This is a genomic window from Vibrio sp. Y10_XG_PY6 (genome assembly GCF_024181795.1).
Lineage (GTDB): Bacteria > Pseudomonadota > Gammaproteobacteria > Enterobacterales > Vibrionaceae > Vibrio > Vibrio diabolicus.
This window is the reverse complement of sequence record NZ_JAMZAQ010000002.1, coordinates 546,773-561,763: the sequence shown is the minus strand read 5'-3', so window position 1 is coordinate 561,763 and position 14,991 is coordinate 546,773. Positions and strand designations below refer to the sequence as shown.

Sequence of the window (14,991 nt, the reverse complement as noted above, 5' to 3'; positions counted from 1 at the left end):
GCGCTTTGGCTGTATATATATACACCTTAGCCAATGAAATCTACGTCTATTGAAAATTTACCCACCATTGTTAATAAATTTTCTTGTTTGTCTAGAATGCTATAGCCATACAAAACCTACTCTGATATAGTACTTCGCCCTAGTTGAAGAGCCACACCCATTCTTCACATTGCAGTTTCCACAACTTTTCCCCAAAAATTGACCTAAACACTCTTTATCCCCAAAAGCTAGATTTTTATCCACCTTGAATACATTTTGCTTAACATCAATAAATCTATGTTTTAATTGCATATTCTCTGTATAGCTCTGATTAAAAATTCACTAAATAAAAACCAGGTTGCATATAAAAGATCTTTACTCAGATCTCATCAACATAGTTATCCACAAAATTAGTGGATAACTAACCTCACCCCTTTACTGACAAGCAGTACAGAAAAGTAAAGCCCTTCCCCCAATATTTTTTGCTAAAAATGTATTTTTTTACTGTTGACAGTAGTTTGGCTGCTCGGTAAGATTCGTTCCGCTTTCAAGCAAAGCAATTCCTCCTTAGCTCAGTTGGTAGAGCGACGGACTGTTAATCCGCAGGTCGCTGGTTCGAGCCCAGCAGGAGGAGCCAAATTCCAGAAAAGTCGTGTCGCAAGACACGGCTTTTTTCGTTTTGAAATCAAAAACTTCTTTCACCATCAATATCTCAAGTGACGACTTAAAATTACTCGCTAAATGTAATTCCCGCCTTCTGAGCAAAAGATTCTTTGAGGAAAGACAGCACCAGCGTCTTTGTAAAATCCATTCAGCAATCTGTTCAATTTCTTATTGATTCATCAAAATACCTCACATAGACGACTATTTTTCCATCGTGTATGTAAAACCACATCGTTCACTGGTTGTTATTGGTGTCACAAAACACGATAATATCAAGATCGGATTTTAAGAACGTAATAACTATGACCGAATATGTTTTGTTGTTGGTCGGCACTGTGCTGGTGAACAACTTTGTACTGGTGAAGTTTTTGGGCCTATGTCCTTTCATGGGCGTGTCCAAAAAACTGGAAACAGCAATAGGTATGGGCTTAGCGACAACTTTTGTGCTAACGCTCGCGTCAGTGTGTGCGTATTTAGTGGAAAGCTACATCCTTCGTCCACTGGGTATTGAGTACCTTCGAACCATGAGTTTTATTTTGGTGATAGCCGTTGTGGTGCAGTTCACCGAAATGGTTGTGCACAAAACCAGCCCGACGCTTTATCGCTTGCTTGGCATTTTCTTACCGCTGATCACAACAAACTGCGCAGTATTGGGCGTGGCACTTCTTAACATTAATGAAAACCATAACTTTATTGAATCGATCATCTACGGCTTCGGCGCCGCTGTTGGTTTCTCATTGGTGTTGATACTTTTCGCATCCATGCGAGAGCGCATAGCCGCCGCCGACGTTCCTGTACCTTTTAAAGGTGCATCAATAGCAATGATTACAGCAGGTTTAATGTCACTCGCCTTTATGGGCTTTACAGGTTTGGTGAAGTAAGCGATGAGTACGATTTTAATTGCGATTATCGCGTTAGCGGTTCTGGCTGCGATTTTCGGCGCGATACTTGGTTTTGCTTCTATTCGCTTTAAAGTTGAAGCGGACCCTATTGTGGATCAAATCGACGCCATTTTACCGCAAACTCAATGCGGTCAATGTGGCTACCCTGGTTGTCGCCCTTATGCTGAAGCAATTGCAAATGGCGACCACATCAACAAATGTCCACCTGGTGGTCAGGCAACAATCGAAAAGCTCGCCGACTTAATGGGTGTTGAGCCAGAAGAATCTGCGCACGATCTCGACAGCAAAATTCCAACCGTTGCGTTTATTCATGAAGACATGTGTATTGGCTGCACTAAGTGTATTCAGGCGTGTCCGGTGGATGCAATTGTAGGCGGAACAAAGGCGGTCCATACCGTAATCAAAGACGAATGTACGGGCTGTGACTTGTGTGTTGCCCCATGTCCGACTGATTGTATTGAAATGATTCCTGTGGCAACGACCACAGAAAGCTGGAAGTGGCAACTTCACTCCATTCCGGTACTTAACATTACGGATGCTGCCGACAATGCAGCGAACGTGAAAGATTCAATTAAGTAAGGTTTCACATGTTGTCTTTGATTGAACAAATTCGTACAGGCGCGCTTTGGGATTTCCCAGGTGGTGTGCATCCGGCAGAAAATAAAAAGCAGTCCAACAAAACTGAACTCGCTCATGCGGCTATCCCGTCAGAAATTGTATTGCCGCTAAAACAGCACATTGGTAAAGCGGGTAACCTACTGGTTGCCGAAGGTGACTACGTATTAAAAGGTCAGCCATTAACGCAATCGGAGACCGGCTTTACTGTTCCAGTGCATGCTCCAACATCAGGTACGCTCACCGCGATTGAGCCACGAACTGTCGCGCACCCTTCTGGGTTAAGTGAGTTGTGCGCAGTCATCACGCCTGATGGGAAAGATGCATGGTGTGAAAGAAACCCCGTCGCAGATTACCAACAAGAAACCCCTGACGCACTGATTGATATTATTCGTCTCGCTGGTATTTCTGGTATGGGTGGCGCAGGCTTCCCTACTGCAAAAAAAATCCAATCAGGTTTTGCTCGTACCGAGATTCTTATCGTTAATGCAGCAGAGTGCGAGCCATACATCACGTCTGATGACAAGCTCATGCAAGAACATGCCGAAGAGCTTATTCAAGGTATCGAAATTGTCGAACATATCCTGACACCAAAGCTCACGATTATTGGCATTGAAGACAACAAACCAGAAGCAATCAAAGCGCTAGAAGCTGCGGCTATAAACAAAGATATCGTTATTCGCGTTATCCCAACTAAATACCCTTCTGGCGGTGAAAAACAGCTGATCAAAATTTTAACCAATAAAGAGGTGCCAAGTGGCGCGATTCCAGCCGATATTGGTATTTTGGTTCAGAATGTTGGTTCTCTTTACGCTATAAAACGCGCAGTCATCGACGGTGAACCGATGATAAAACGCATCGTGACTCTCACTGGTAAAACCTTCAAACAACCATGCAACGTTTGGGCACTATTAGGGACACCAGTACAAGCACTGTTGGATGAGTTTGGCTATAAAGCAGATAAGAAGTTACAGCGTTTAATTATGGGTGGGCCAATGATGGGCTTTACCCTTCCTCACTCCCAAGTGCCGATTACCAAGACAGCAAACTGTATCCTTGCTCCGACTCGTCGTGAGATCTCTCCGCACCAGTATGAGATGGAATGTATTCGCTGTAGCCAATGTGCCGAAGCGTGCCCTGCTTCGCTGCTGCCTCAACAACTGCAATGGCATGCGAAAGCTGAAGAGTATGACAAACTCGAAGAATTAAACTTAAAGGATTGTATCGAGTGCGGCGCTTGTGCGTTTGTATGTCCAAGTGAAATTCCGCTCGTACAGTACTACCGCCAAGCGAAAGCAGAAATTAGAACTAGAACACAAGAAGCGGAAGCAGCAGAGCGAGCAAAACTGCGTTTTGAAGAGAAAAAAGCGCGTATGGAACGCGAAAAAGCAGAACGTGAAAATCGCTTCAAGAAAGCTGCCGATCAACGCCGAAAAGAGATGAAGTCTTCTGGCGGCGATGATGCGATAGCAGCAGCGATCGCACGAGTGAAAGCTCAAAAGACAGAAACCACAGAAAAAGCAGAGCCAGCAGTAAAACCCGCCGTAGCGGCAGCCATTGCCAAAGCGAAGGCGAAACAAGCTGCTGCAGCTAAAGCAGGCTCTAGTGAACCTGATAACTCAGAAATGGCAAAACTGCGCGAAGAACGCAAACGTCTTGCTCGCGAACGTAAAGCGCAAAAAGAACAAGGCGAAACGCCAGACAATAACGCTGATGATAAAAAATCGGCAGTTGCGGCCGCCATCGCCCGAGCTAAAGCGAAAAAAGCACAACAAGAAGATTCAACTGAATCTGTAGAATCGGAAACGTCTGCACAGCAAGACGGCGATCCGAAGAAAGCCGCGGTTGCTGCTGCCATTGCACGTGCCAAAGCACGTAAAGCGAAGCAAGCAGACTCAACTGAAGCGGAAGAAGCTGAAGCACCTACTGAGCAAACCGACGATCCGAAAAAAGCCGCCGTGGCTGCTGCGATTGCACGTGCCAAAGCACGAAAAGCGAAGCAAGCAGACTCAATTGAAGCGGAAGAAGCTGACGCACCTGCCGAGCAAACCGACGATCCGAAAAACGCCGCAGTTGCCGCTGCAATTGCTCGAGCCAAAGCGCGCAAAGCGAAGCAAGCAGACTCAACCGAAGCGGAAGAAGCTGACGCACCTGCCGAGCAAACCGACGATCCGAAAAAAGCCGCAGTTGCCGCTGCAATTGCTCGAGCCAAAGCGCGAAAAGCGAAGCAAGCAGACTCAGCTGAAGCGGAAGAAGCTGAAGCACCTGCCGAGCAAACCGAAGATCCGAAAAAAGCCGCCGTGGCAGCTGCCATTGCACGTGCCAAAGCGCGTAAAGCTAAGCAAGAAACGCAAACAGAGCCTGTTGAAGAAGCAACTTCCGAAGAACCAGAAGTGGATCCGAAAAAAGCCGCGGTTGCCGCTGCAATTGCGCGCGCGAAGGCCCGTAAAGCGAAACAAGCAGACTCAACTGAAGCGGAAGAAGCTGAAGCACATACCGAGCAAACCGAAGATCCGAAAAAAGCCGCCGTGGCTGCTGCCATTGCACGTGCCAAAGCGCGTAAAGCTAAGCAAGAAATGCAAACAGAGCCTGTTGAAGAAGCAACTTCTGAAGAACCAGAAGTGGATCCGAAAAAAGCCGCGGTTGCCGCAGCAATCGCGCGCGCGAAGGCCCGCAAAGCGCAACAAGAAGCTAATAAAAATAATACTGAGGAGAACGAGTAGTGTCGTTTTTTATTGCCAGTTCACCGCATACCCACAGTCGTCGTAGTACGCCAGACTTAATGAAATGGGTGGCACTTTGCGCACTTCCAGGTTTAGTAGCTCAAACCTACTTCTTTGGCTGGGGTACGCTTATTCAACTGATTTTTGCCATTGCAGTCGCTGTATCCCTTGAAGCCTTAGTCATGATCTGTCGTAAACGCTCACCAATGAGAGCGCTACGTGATAACAGTGCAATAGTTACCGCTTGGTTGTTAGCCGTTGCTATACCACCATGGTCTCCGTGGTGGATTATGGTGATCGGGCTTATTTTTGCGATAGTAATCGCTAAACACCTCTATGGTGGCCTTGGACAAAACTTATTCAACCCTGCAATGGTCGCTTATGTGGTCTTGTTGATCTCTTTCCCAGTACAAATGACGAGTTGGAGTGCACCGACATCACTCATACCTGATCATGTAAATTTTGCAGATACACTCTCTTTAATTTTTACGGGCTATGATTACGACGGCTTATCACTTCAGCAAGTTCGCTCAGGTGTTGACGGCGTGACAATGGCGACACCACTTGATGCATTTAAGACTGGCATTCTTACAGGTGCCACTCCAAGCGAAGTAATGTCGCAGCCAATATTTGATGGCTTAGGTGGTATTGGTTGGCAATGGGTAAACCTTGCTTACCTTCTTGGCGGCATAGTCATGATCAAAAAGCGTATCATCCAATGGTATATTCCAGCAGGTTTCCTTGCGAGTCTGACTCTGTTTAGCCTAGTGTTCACGTTGCTGACGCCAGGGGAAACTGCGTCGCCAGTTTTACACTTGTTATCTGGTGCAACCATGCTTGGCGCATTCTTTATTGCAACCGATCCCGTTTCGGCGTCTACCACCGTCAAAGGACGTTTAATCTTCGGTGCGCTTATTGGTGCTTTGGTTTTTATCATTCGCAGTTGGGGCGGTTTCCCAGATGGTGTTGCATTTGCAGTGTTGCTTGCAAATATGTGTGTGCCACTGATCGATTACTACACCAAACCTAGAACTTACGGTCACTGAGGTAAACATGTTAACCGCTATTAGAAAAAATGGTCTGACACTCGCGATATTTGCATGTGCAACAACCGGATTAGTCGCCCTTACTCAGTACCTAACAAAAGACCAAATCAAGGTACAAGAGCAAAAACAATTACTTTCTGTTTTGAATCAAGTCATTCCAGAAAACATGCATGACAACGCACTCACGCAAGCCTGCACTATGGTCACGTCACCAGATCTGGGGACATTACGTGCAATGCCAGCCTACCTCGCCACGAAGAATGGTGAACCAACAGCAATCGCAATAGAATCTATCGCGCCAGATGGCTACAATGGTGAGATAAAAGTGATTACTGGGATTGATAATCAGGGCAATATTTTGGGGACACGCGTCCTAAACCACCAAGAAACCCCTGGTCTGGGCGATAAAATCGATCTTCGTGTCACCGACTGGATCCTGAGCTTTACAGGAAAACAAGTCACGGAAAACAATTGGAATTCGTGGAAAGTTCGTAAAGATGGCGGCGATTTCGATCAATTTACTGGTGCAACGATCACGCCTAGAGCCGTCGTAAAAGTGGTGCGAAATACCGTTAACTACGTAAACCAATCTCGTGAAGACATTCTTAGCCAGCCTTTGGGCTGTGAAGGAGAGCAGTAATGAGTGAAAATAAATTGCTGATGAAAAACGGTATGTGGAGCAATAACCCTGCTCTCGTACAGCTGCTGGGTCTGTGTCCACTACTAGCGGTTTCTTCCACGATAACCAATGCCTTAGGTCTTGGTATTGCAACCTTATTAGTGCTGGTCGGCTCCAACGTCACGGTTTCTCTTATTCGTAATTACGTACCAAAAGAGATCCGCATTCCTGTGTTCGTGATGATCATTGCCTCTCTCGTTACCTGTGTTCAGTTATTGATGAATGCCTATGCGTATGGTTTATACCTATCTCTTGGTATCTTTATTCCTCTGATTGTAACCAACTGCATCATTATTGGTCGAGCTGAAGCATATGCTTCAAAAAATGATGTTGCGCCTGCAGCATTAGACGGTTTATGGATGGGGCTTGGTATGACAAGCGTTTTGGTCGTGCTAGGTGCCATGCGCGAATTAATTGGTAATGGCACACTATTCGACGGAGCAGACCTTCTCCTAGGAGACTGGGCTTCAGCTCTCCGCATTCAAGTTTTCCAATTTGACAATAGCTTCCTGTTAGCGCTTCTCCCACCTGGTGCATTTATCGGTGTTGGGCTGTTGATAGCGCTCAAAAATGTCATAGATAATTCAATTCAGGCACGTCAACCAAAAGAAGAAAAACCAACCATAGAACGTGCTCGCGTCACTAACGCATAACAAGATAAGGCTCTGTCATAGGAGCCTTTTTCATAAACCGCAGAGACGGTATTGGAAGTCAGCAATGAACAAAATAAAAAGAATCGAAATTCTTGAGCGATTACGAGAAAACAATCCGAATCCTCAAACTGAGCTTAACTGGAGCTCCCCTTTTGAGCTGCTAATCGCTGTATTACTATCAGCTCAAGCAACCGATGTAAGCGTCAATAAAGCCACCGACAAGCTTTTCCCTGTAGCGAATACACCTCAAAGCATTCTTGATTTGGGAGTCGATGGCTTAAAAGAATACATAAAGACCATCGGTTTGTTTAACTCAAAGGCAGAAAACACAATCAAGACTTGTAAGATCTTGTTGGAAAAACACAATGGTGAAGTTCCTGAAGATCGTGCAGCGTTAGAAGCGCTGCCAGGCGTAGGTCGCAAGACCGCAAACGTCGTGCTCAACACCGCTTTTGGTTGGCCAACTATTGCCGTCGATACGCACATTTATCGCGTGTCGAATCGCACTAAATTTGCGATGGGAAAAACGGTTGATGATGTCGAGCAGAAGCTATTAAAAGTTGTGCCAAAAGAGTTCAAACTCGATGTGCACCACTGGCTCATTCTTCATGGTCGTTATACGTGCGTAGCAAGAAAGCCTCGCTGCGGTAGCTGCATTATCGAAGATTTGTGCGAATATAAAGAGAAAGTATACCCAGATAGCTAACGCTATTTGTAAATCAAAGCTAGGAGCAAAAAATGTCAAACGGTCGAATTCTCCACACTATGCTTCGCGTAGGTGATCTAGACAAATCCATCAAGTTTTACACTGAAGTTATGGGCATGCAGCTGCTTCGTACTAACGAAAATAAAGAGTACGAATACACGCTAGCGTTTCTTGGTTATGGTGACGAATCCCAAGGTGCAGTGATCGAACTGACTTACAACTGGGGTAAAACTGAGTATGACCTAGGTACTGCTTTTGGTCATATCGCCATTGGTGTTGATGATATCTACACAACTTGCGACGCTATCAAAGCGGCGGGCGGTAATGTGACTCGTGAGCCAGGTCCAGTAAAAGGCGGAAGCACGCACATTGCATTCGTAAAAGACCCTGACGGTTACATGATTGAGCTTATTCAAAACAAGCAAGCTTCATCAGGTCTTGAAGGCTAAGCAGCACTTCTAATAATCACTTGTACTGCAAGTTCAACTCCGATTACAGGCAGGTCTGCGATCTGCCTGTCCTTTTATAAACAAAACTCTTTACTTGATAATGGTTATCGTTTAGATTTATCCGCAACTTCGATATGCGGGATTACGATAATGATCAGTGAATGGGAAAAACACACACTTCTAGCCGATACGGCACTTCAACTAGATGACCCTGTTCGCAGCATTCTTCATTACCAGCAAGCCCTAAGCCTGAGTGAAGATATTAGCGAATGTGTGGAAATTGAGGCGGACGAGCGATTATTAATTTCTGTGATTTCTTGTCATAACTTAGCTCAGTTCTGGCGTTGGGCCGGAGATACTGACTATGAACTCAAATACCTTCAACTGGCCTCTGAGAAAGTCTTAACACTTATCCCACAATGCCCAAATAAAGAGTGTGCAAGCTTTATCGACTCGATAGGATGCTGTACTAAGGCGTTGATAGACTTTATGAAGCGTCACCCTAATCCAGCTATTGCCAAACAGGTTGAAAAAATAGATACCGCAACCAATTGCGAAGTCATTGCCAAATTCCGCTTAAACTAACATTCAAATTATACAGCAGGAATCACCGAAAGGTGCTTGGCAAAATACCACTAAAATATTATTAACAACGTCAGTAAATCAAAAACGCCGAAGCTTTCAGCTTCGGCGTTTTTATAAGCATCACACTTGGGTTCGCCCTAGAGATATCACGACTCGGCGGTTTTTGTCTTTTCCTATTGGCGAACCGTTATCTGCAATAGGACGACGCTTGCCGTACCCTTGCACTTGAATTCGATCTTCCGGTAGCCCTAGAGACTGAAAATAATCACGAAGTGACTCTGCACGTCGCTCTGATAAACTTTGGCTCGCACTTTTACCATCGGTTGAATCTGTGTACGTCGCCACCAGCACGAGATCGATATCTTGATTATGTCGGATATAATCTGCAATTTGTGATAAACGCTTTTTAGAAGCCTTGGTTAACTGATCACCTTGTCTTTCGTAGTGCAAAATCGTAAAAGCAATGTCCTCAAAACTGTATTTCAATAAGTTTGAAATACAGTCGCTAAACGCGTTGTACTTGTTTTGAAATAGTACTGATGACAATGCGACTTCAATTCTCTGATCTCGGCTCTGCCAATCTTGGTAGCTAAAAGTCGGATAACGGCCTTTTTCCAGCTCAGACAAAATGCCCCATGCTGTTTGCCCTCCGACATAACCATCAAACTGTTTAAAAAACTTTAGGTTTGTAATTCGATCGGCGTGTTCACCTGGTCGCCAAGGTGGCGGCATAGAAATGAGACTGACGTTACGTGTTTCTCCCATCGGGCGACGCATTTTTAACTCAAAGTCTAAATTGATTTTTTTATTCGCACGAGATGAAAATACCGCATCTCCAAAGCTTGGAATGGGGTGTACAAGCTGACATTCTAATGGTGTATTGACCACCATTTCCCATTGAGATTGCTGTGGAGTTGCAGCATAACGTTTGCCCATCAAAGCGAAGCTGCTTGTGCTAAACAACGAAAATACAACACCACTGATAATCAGCCATTTCTTCATCTAATACTGTCTCTTAAACGGCAGTCTGTTGCCGTCAAATTGCATCAATAAAACCACTTCAACGGGCATGCAAAAATCTCGCCAATATAGGGTTATCTGTCACACTGCCATTAATGTGAGCCACCGTGTTCCAATCACCTTAACCGCCACTTAGCGTTTTACTTACTCATGTTTTATCGGTTTACATGATGCAAAGTATGGCGAATAAACGTCTACATAATATGCAATACAAACTTATTGATTGGATGCAAAATAGAATTCCGGTTTTCTCTTAAATTGCGGTTTTTCTCATCGGTATAATCTGCAATAATGCAGCCTTCGTCACACAAAAATAAGCCAACATGACACTAGAAAATGAAGCTCTAACCTTGAAAAAACGCTTTCGTGGTTATTTCCCTGTGGTAGTAGACGTTGAGACCGCTGGTTTCAATGCTCAAACTGATGCACTTTTAGAAATCTGTGCCGTTACGTTGAAAATGGACGAACATGGCGTGTTGCATCCGGCCTCCACCATTCATTTTCATGTGGAACCATTTGAAGGCGCTAACTTAGAAAAAGAAGCGCTTGAATTCAATGGTATTCGTGACCCTTTCAGCCCTCTTCGTGGTGCTGTTTCTGAGCAAGAGGCGCTAAAGGAAATTTATAAGCTTATTCGCAAAGAACAAAAAGCCGCAGATTGCTCACGTGCAATTATGGTTGCTCATAACGCAGCATTCGACTTGGGTTTTGTAAACGCAGCAAATGAACGCTGTAAACTAAAAAGAGTCCCTTTTCATCCCTTTGCTACTTTTGATACGGCTACTTTAAGTGGCCTTGCTTATGGCCAAACAGTTCTCGCTAAAGCATGCAAAACAGCCGGGATGGAATTTGATAACCGTGAAGCACACTCTGCGCTTTACGATACACAAAAAACAGCAGAATTATTCTGCGGTATTGTCAACAAATGGAAGGCCCTCGGCGGTTGGCCGCTTGTCGACGAAGAATAATAAGTAAACACAACATATTAGGAAAAGTATGAATCCTGTCGTTATATCAGTGTGCGTCATGCTCGTGTTAGCATTGATGCGCGTAAACGTGGTGGTTGCCCTCACGTTTAGTGCCATCGTAGGCGGCCTAGTCGCAGGCATGAGCCTTGGGGATACGGTTGCTGCATTTGAAAGTGGTCTAGGTGGCGGTGCAACTATTGCGCTAAGCTACGCCATGCTAGGTACTTTCGCTGTTGCCATCTCGAAATCAGGCATCACGGATCTACTGGCCAAAAGTGTTATCAAGCGCTTAAATGGTAAAGAAAACTCGGCGTCAACTACCGGGTTAAAGTACGCGGTGTTAGTCGCGCTCGTTCTTGTCACTATGTCATCTCAGAACGTAATTCCGGTCCATATCGCCTTTATTCCAATTTTGATTCCACCTCTTTTGGGCGTATTCGCGAAACTTAAACTCGACCGACGTTTGGTCGCGTGTGTTCTTACCTTCGGTTTGATCACGCCTTACATGATCTTGCCTGTTGGTTTCGGCGGTATTTTCTTAAACAACATTCTGTTAAAGAACCTACATGACAACGGTTTGGAGAATGTGGTTGCAAGCCAAGTCCCAACCGCCATGTTACTGCCTGGTGCAGGTATGCTGTTTGGTCTATTACTGGCTATCTTTGTTAGCTATCGTAAACCGCGTGTCTACAAAGAAACTGAGTTGACTGTCGTTGACGAAACCGATCATGTCATCAATAAAAAGCACATCTTGGTTGCGGCACTTGGTATTGTCGCTGCATTGGGTGTTCAGCTTTACACGGGTTCAATGATTATCGGTGCTCTAGCTGGCTTTATGGTGTTTACTTTCGGCGGCGTTATTGCATGGAAAGAGACGCACGACGTGTTCACTAAAGGTGTACACATGATGGCAATGATTGGCTTCATCATGATTGCAGCAGCAGGTTTTGCAGCAGTAATGAAGCAAACTGGCGGTGTTGAAACACTAGTACAATCGCTATCAACCAGCATCGGTGACAATAAGCCTTTAGCTGCACTACTGATGCTGATCGTTGGTCTGTTGGTAACAATGGGCATTGGTTCATCGTTCTCTACGATTCCAATCCTTGCAACTATCTATGTGCCTCTTGCGCTAGCATTTGGCTTCTCGCCGATGGCAACGATTGCACTGGTAGGTACTGCGGCGGCGTTAGGTGATGCAGGCTCTCCAGCTTCTGACTCTACATTAGGCCCTACATCTGGTCTAAATGCCGACGGTCAACATGAGCACATTTGGGAAACAGTCGTTCCAACCTTTATCCATTACAATATCCCTCTAATCATCTTTGGTTGGATTGCAGCAATGGTGCTTTAATACTATTGTTTGGATGGATATACATTTAGTTACGAAAAAGCCGCTCAATGAGCGGCTTTTTGTTATTCATAACTGTGGTTATTGCGCTGGCATATTGTCAATAATACGCTCACGAATCAGCTTCAAGGTTGGTTCTGTCGACAGGTAATCGATGGCAATCGGAAAATAAGCGTCGTTAATTTTAAGAACCAAGCTAGGGTAAGAGCTCACACCTAGGCTCTTTGCAAGGCTCAATTGATCTTCGAACACACCTTCTAAGAAAGAGCCATCCATGTCATTCTTGAATTGCTGAACATTCAAGCCAATTTCTCTCGCTAGTTGCAAGTGAGTGGCTTCTTCATGAGGAGGCATCGCACGTAAGTAATACGCATGCTGAATCGCTTCTAGCATCTGCTCATAAGAATCTTGAAAGCCCGCTGCAATAACCGCACGACAAGATTGGTAAGTGCTTCTTACTGGCGTACAAAGCTTCCAGAAATCGTAGTTAAACTTAGTGCCCAACTGACGCTCAATCTGCTTCCAAATACCTTCGAGTTTTTGTTGCATCTCTGGTGGCATCGGCAAACTAGTATCTGGCGCAAGACCACCCACCACATACTCAAACTGAATAACGCCTGGCAGTTGCTGTTTCAATTTATCAAGCGTCGGTTTGTAACCCCAACACCAACTGCACATTGGGTCATGCACGTAGTAAAGCTTTATGTTCATTCCACTAACCTAAAAAGAAAAAGGAGCCAGTACGGCTCCTTCGTATTCTATCGCTAAATGTAAGTATTTACGAATTACTCAGCTTGATCTTCAGCGCGCGCTGCAGCTTCTTTGATTAGAGGCTGAAGTTCACCTTTTTGGAACATTTCTAGAATGATGTCGCAACCGCCGATAAGCTCGCCTTCAACCCATAGTTGAGGGAATGTTGGCCATTGTGCGTACTTTGGTAGCTCAGCACGGATATCTGGGTTTTGCAGAATGTCTACGTAAGCGAACTTCTCACCACATGCCATTAGAGCCTGTGACGCTTGAGAAGAGAAACCACAGCTTGGCAGTTTCGGTGATCCTTTCATGTACAGCAGGATTGAGTTTTCAGAGATCTGCTGTTTGATTTTGTCGATAGTTTCCATCGCTTCCTCATTCATGGGTTTGAACTTTGTTTATTTGCCACATTCTACTCAATAACGACAGAATAAAAACCATATAATTAATAAGGCTTAAATTCAGGTTGCTTGATGGCGAACAATTCAGCACTTCACAGCCGCTAACCCCTTAAAATATTTTCATATCGGGGTTTTAATAAAGTAAAAACTTGCTAAAATACTTAGCAAGTCAGCCTTAAAGGCTACATAGCTATAAAAAAACACTGGAAGCAATCGAAAGGTCATCCTTTCAAATCAATGGAGAATCGAGTAATGGCATTTGAACTACCAGCTCTTCCTTACGCGAAAGACGCACTAGAACCACACATCTCAGCAGAGACTCTAGACTACCACCACGGTAAGCACCACAACACTTACGTTGTTAAGCTAAATGGTCTTATCCCTGGCACTGAGTTCGAAGGCAAAACTCTAGAAGAGATCATCAAGACTTCTACTGGTGGCGTATTCAACAACGCAGCGCAAATCTGGAACCACACGTTCTACTGGCACTGTCTTGCTCCAAACGCGGGCGGCGAACCAACTGGCGCAGTTGCTGACGCAATCAACGCAGCATTCGGTTCTTTCGAAGAATTCAAAGCGAAGTTTACTGATTCAGCAATCAACAACTTCGGTTCTTCATGGACTTGGCTTGTTAAGAAAGCTGACGGCTCTCTAGAGATCGTTAACACTTCTAACGCTGCTACTCCTCTAACAGAAGAAGGTACAACACCACTTCTAACTGTTGACCTGTGGGAACACGCATACTACATCGATTACCGCAACGTACGTCCTGATTACATGAACGGCTTCTGGGCACTTGTAAACTGGGACTTCGTAGCTGAGAACCTAGCGAAGTAATTTTACTTCCCCCTAAGTTCAATTTAGTCTTATTTTAAAAGCTCGCTGAACCAGCGAGCTTTTTATTTTTCGCTTAAAAACTCCAATTTAATCTCTTCTTTTTCCTAAAGTTCTTCTCAGACACGCCGTTAAAATGGCATCGAGCGAGGAACATCATGCAAATTCATACTTTAGACAAAGCGGCAATTATTAACGAACTTCAGTTCGGCAATGGTATAAACCATGCTGTCCACGAAGGACGTCGTGCCGATTTTGCACTGATTTTGTCGATGTTTTCTAACGATGTACGCGACGTTGTACCTGTAGAGGAAATCAAAGAAGTAGCCACCAGCGAAGATATACTCCGTCAACAACTTGAATTGTCAACGCCTCAAGCTCTTCGTTCTGATAGCAGCAGCTATGAGCTAGCAGCACAGCAAGCAAAACAATTCCACGGTGCAGGTCTACCCTCAGCGAAACTGAGTCACTACTTGAAACCAGACGCCCTGACCTACTTGCCGGAAGATACGTTTAATCTTCCTGAAGACGTTTATCACAACCTATCCGGTCATGAGCGACGCAAATTGGGCGAGCGCAACAAAAACCTCATCCCAGATGCAGGGCTATACAATCAACTAGTGACGGCTCAACGTCAGTATCAAATTCAACTGCAAGTATAGAG

General features: G+C 44.9%; 16 protein-coding genes and 1 tRNA gene. 14 read left to right on the top strand and 3 right to left on the bottom strand.

The features are described 5' to 3' along the window. Positions 1-540: 540 nt before the first annotated feature. The 10 genes from NL644_RS10930 to NL644_RS10885 all read left to right on the top strand — a co-directional run bounded on the left by NL644_RS10930 (position 541) and on the right by NL644_RS10885 (position 9,000). A tRNA-Asn gene (locus NL644_RS10930) sits at positions 541-616 on the top strand. 328 nt (positions 617-944) lie between these two features. Further along, entirely contained in the window at positions 945-1,523 is a 579-nt protein-coding gene (gene rsxA / locus NL644_RS10925) for an electron transport complex subunit RsxA (protein WP_005380762.1), read from the top strand. Between the two features lie 3 nt (positions 1,524-1,526). Further along, positions 1,527-2,123, top strand: coding sequence for an electron transport complex subunit RsxB (gene rsxB, locus NL644_RS10920; protein ID WP_005380760.1), 597 nt, complete (start codon positions 1,527-1,529; stop codon positions 2,121-2,123). A gap of 8 nt (positions 2,124-2,131) precedes the next feature. Then, on the top strand, positions 2,132-4,882 hold the full coding sequence (gene rsxC, locus NL644_RS10915) for an electron transport complex subunit RsxC (protein WP_253658390.1): 2,751 nt from the start codon (positions 2,132-2,134) through the stop codon (positions 4,880-4,882). Continuing rightward, the gene (rsxD, locus tag NL644_RS10910; protein WP_005390256.1) at positions 4,882-5,928 is read left to right on the top strand and encodes an electron transport complex subunit RsxD; all 1,047 of its coding nucleotides are present in this window, start codon (positions 4,882-4,884) and stop codon (positions 5,926-5,928) included. The genes rsxC and rsxD overlap by 1 nt, the downstream gene beginning before the upstream one ends. A gap of 7 nt (positions 5,929-5,935) precedes the next feature. After that, positions 5,936-6,568, top strand: coding sequence for an electron transport complex subunit RsxG (rsxG, locus tag NL644_RS10905; RefSeq protein ID WP_005380747.1), 633 nt, complete (start codon positions 5,936-5,938; stop codon positions 6,566-6,568). Next, entirely contained in the window at positions 6,568-7,260 is a 693-nt protein-coding gene (locus tag NL644_RS10900) for an electron transport complex subunit E (protein WP_005384881.1), read from the top strand. Before rsxG ends, NL644_RS10900 begins: the two co-directional genes overlap by 1 nt. A 64-nt stretch (positions 7,261-7,324) precedes the next feature. Then, positions 7,325-7,966 (top strand): endonuclease III, encoded by a 642-nt coding sequence (nth, locus tag NL644_RS10895; RefSeq protein ID WP_005380743.1) that lies wholly within the window; start codon positions 7,325-7,327, stop codon positions 7,964-7,966. A 32-nt stretch (positions 7,967-7,998) separates the two neighbouring features. Continuing rightward, positions 7,999-8,415: a lactoylglutathione lyase gene (gene gloA, locus NL644_RS10890; RefSeq protein WP_017635317.1), complete on the top strand. Its 417-nt coding sequence runs from the start codon at positions 7,999-8,001 to the stop codon at positions 8,413-8,415. A 150-nt stretch (positions 8,416-8,565) separates the two neighbouring features. Beyond that, entirely contained in the window at positions 8,566-9,000 is a 435-nt protein-coding gene (locus tag NL644_RS10885) for a DUF2753 domain-containing protein (protein WP_005384886.1), read from the top strand. A gap of 120 nt (positions 9,001-9,120) precedes the next feature. On the opposite strand, the gene NL644_RS10880 is transcribed toward NL644_RS10885, so the two are convergent. Further along, entirely contained in the window at positions 9,121-10,002 is an 882-nt protein-coding gene (locus tag NL644_RS10880) for an OmpA family protein (RefSeq protein ID WP_253658389.1), read from the bottom strand. Between the two features lie 341 nt (positions 10,003-10,343). Here NL644_RS10880 and rnt point away from each other — a divergent pair, with 341 nt between their 5' ends. Then, the gene (rnt, locus tag NL644_RS10875; RefSeq protein ID WP_005384888.1) at positions 10,344-10,988 is read left to right on the top strand and encodes a ribonuclease T; all 645 of its coding nucleotides are present in this window, start codon (positions 10,344-10,346) and stop codon (positions 10,986-10,988) included. 28 nt (positions 10,989-11,016) lie between these two features. Further along, a complete protein-coding gene (locus NL644_RS10870) occupies positions 11,017-12,342 on the top strand; it encodes a Na+/H+ antiporter family protein (RefSeq protein ID WP_017821192.1) in 1,326 nt (441 codons plus the stop codon). A 78-nt stretch (positions 12,343-12,420) separates the two neighbouring features. On the opposite strand, the gene NL644_RS10865 is transcribed toward NL644_RS10870, so the two are convergent. Together NL644_RS10865 and NL644_RS10860 are read right to left on the bottom strand one after the other, a co-directional pair. Next, positions 12,421-13,050, bottom strand: coding sequence for a DsbA family protein (locus NL644_RS10865; RefSeq protein WP_253658388.1), 630 nt, complete (start codon positions 13,048-13,050; stop codon positions 12,421-12,423). 74 nt (positions 13,051-13,124) lie between these two features. After that, the gene (locus tag NL644_RS10860; protein WP_017635833.1) at positions 13,125-13,460 is read right to left on the bottom strand and encodes a Grx4 family monothiol glutaredoxin; all 336 of its coding nucleotides are present in this window, start codon (positions 13,458-13,460) and stop codon (positions 13,125-13,127) included. Positions 13,461-13,745: 285 nt separating this feature from the next. Here NL644_RS10860 and sodB point away from each other — a divergent pair, with 285 nt between their 5' ends. Both sodB and NL644_RS10850 read left to right on the top strand, forming a co-directional pair. Next, the gene (gene sodB, locus NL644_RS10855) at positions 13,746-14,330 is read left to right on the top strand and encodes a superoxide dismutase [Fe] (RefSeq protein WP_005396533.1); all 585 of its coding nucleotides are present in this window, start codon (positions 13,746-13,748) and stop codon (positions 14,328-14,330) included. A 155-nt stretch (positions 14,331-14,485) separates the two neighbouring features. After that, positions 14,486-14,989 (top strand): VC2046/SO_2500 family protein, encoded by a 504-nt coding sequence (locus tag NL644_RS10850; RefSeq protein WP_012841566.1) that lies wholly within the window; start codon positions 14,486-14,488, stop codon positions 14,987-14,989. The last annotated feature ends 2 nt before the right edge of the window (positions 14,990-14,991 follow it).

Excerpts from the sequence above, each read along its gene's own strand:
- sodB (WP_005396533.1), top strand. The coding sequence starts at position 13,746 with ATGGCATTTGAACTACCAGCTCTTCCTTACGCGAAAGACGCACTAGAA.
- rsxB (WP_005380760.1), top strand. The coding sequence starts at position 1,527 with ATGAGTACGATTTTAATTGCGATTATCGCGTTAGCGGTTCTGGCTGCG.
- NL644_RS10850 (WP_012841566.1), top strand. The coding sequence starts at position 14,486 with ATGCAAATTCATACTTTAGACAAAGCGGCAATTATTAACGAACTTCAG.
- NL644_RS10865 (WP_253658388.1), bottom strand. The coding sequence starts at position 13,050 with ATGAACATAAAGCTTTACTACGTGCATGACCCAATGTGCAGTTGGTGT.
- NL644_RS10880 (WP_253658389.1), bottom strand. The coding sequence starts at position 10,002 with ATGAAGAAATGGCTGATTATCAGTGGTGTTGTATTTTCGTTGTTTAGC.
- rnt (WP_005384888.1), top strand. The coding sequence starts at position 10,344 with ATGACACTAGAAAATGAAGCTCTAACCTTGAAAAAACGCTTTCGTGGT.
- gloA (WP_017635317.1), top strand. The coding sequence starts at position 7,999 with ATGTCAAACGGTCGAATTCTCCACACTATGCTTCGCGTAGGTGATCTA.
- rsxG (WP_005380747.1), top strand. The coding sequence starts at position 5,936 with ATGTTAACCGCTATTAGAAAAAATGGTCTGACACTCGCGATATTTGCA.
- NL644_RS10885 (WP_005384886.1), top strand. The coding sequence starts at position 8,566 with ATGATCAGTGAATGGGAAAAACACACACTTCTAGCCGATACGGCACTT.
- rsxA (WP_005380762.1), top strand. The coding sequence starts at position 945 with ATGACCGAATATGTTTTGTTGTTGGTCGGCACTGTGCTGGTGAACAAC.
- NL644_RS10870 (WP_017821192.1), top strand. The coding sequence starts at position 11,017 with ATGAATCCTGTCGTTATATCAGTGTGCGTCATGCTCGTGTTAGCATTG.
- NL644_RS10860 (WP_017635833.1), bottom strand. The coding sequence starts at position 13,460 with ATGGAAACTATCGACAAAATCAAACAGCAGATCTCTGAAAACTCAATC.
- NL644_RS10900 (WP_005384881.1), top strand. The coding sequence starts at position 6,568 with ATGAGTGAAAATAAATTGCTGATGAAAAACGGTATGTGGAGCAATAAC.
- rsxC (WP_253658390.1), top strand. The coding sequence starts at position 2,132 with ATGTTGTCTTTGATTGAACAAATTCGTACAGGCGCGCTTTGGGATTTC.
- nth (WP_005380743.1), top strand. The coding sequence starts at position 7,325 with ATGAACAAAATAAAAAGAATCGAAATTCTTGAGCGATTACGAGAAAAC.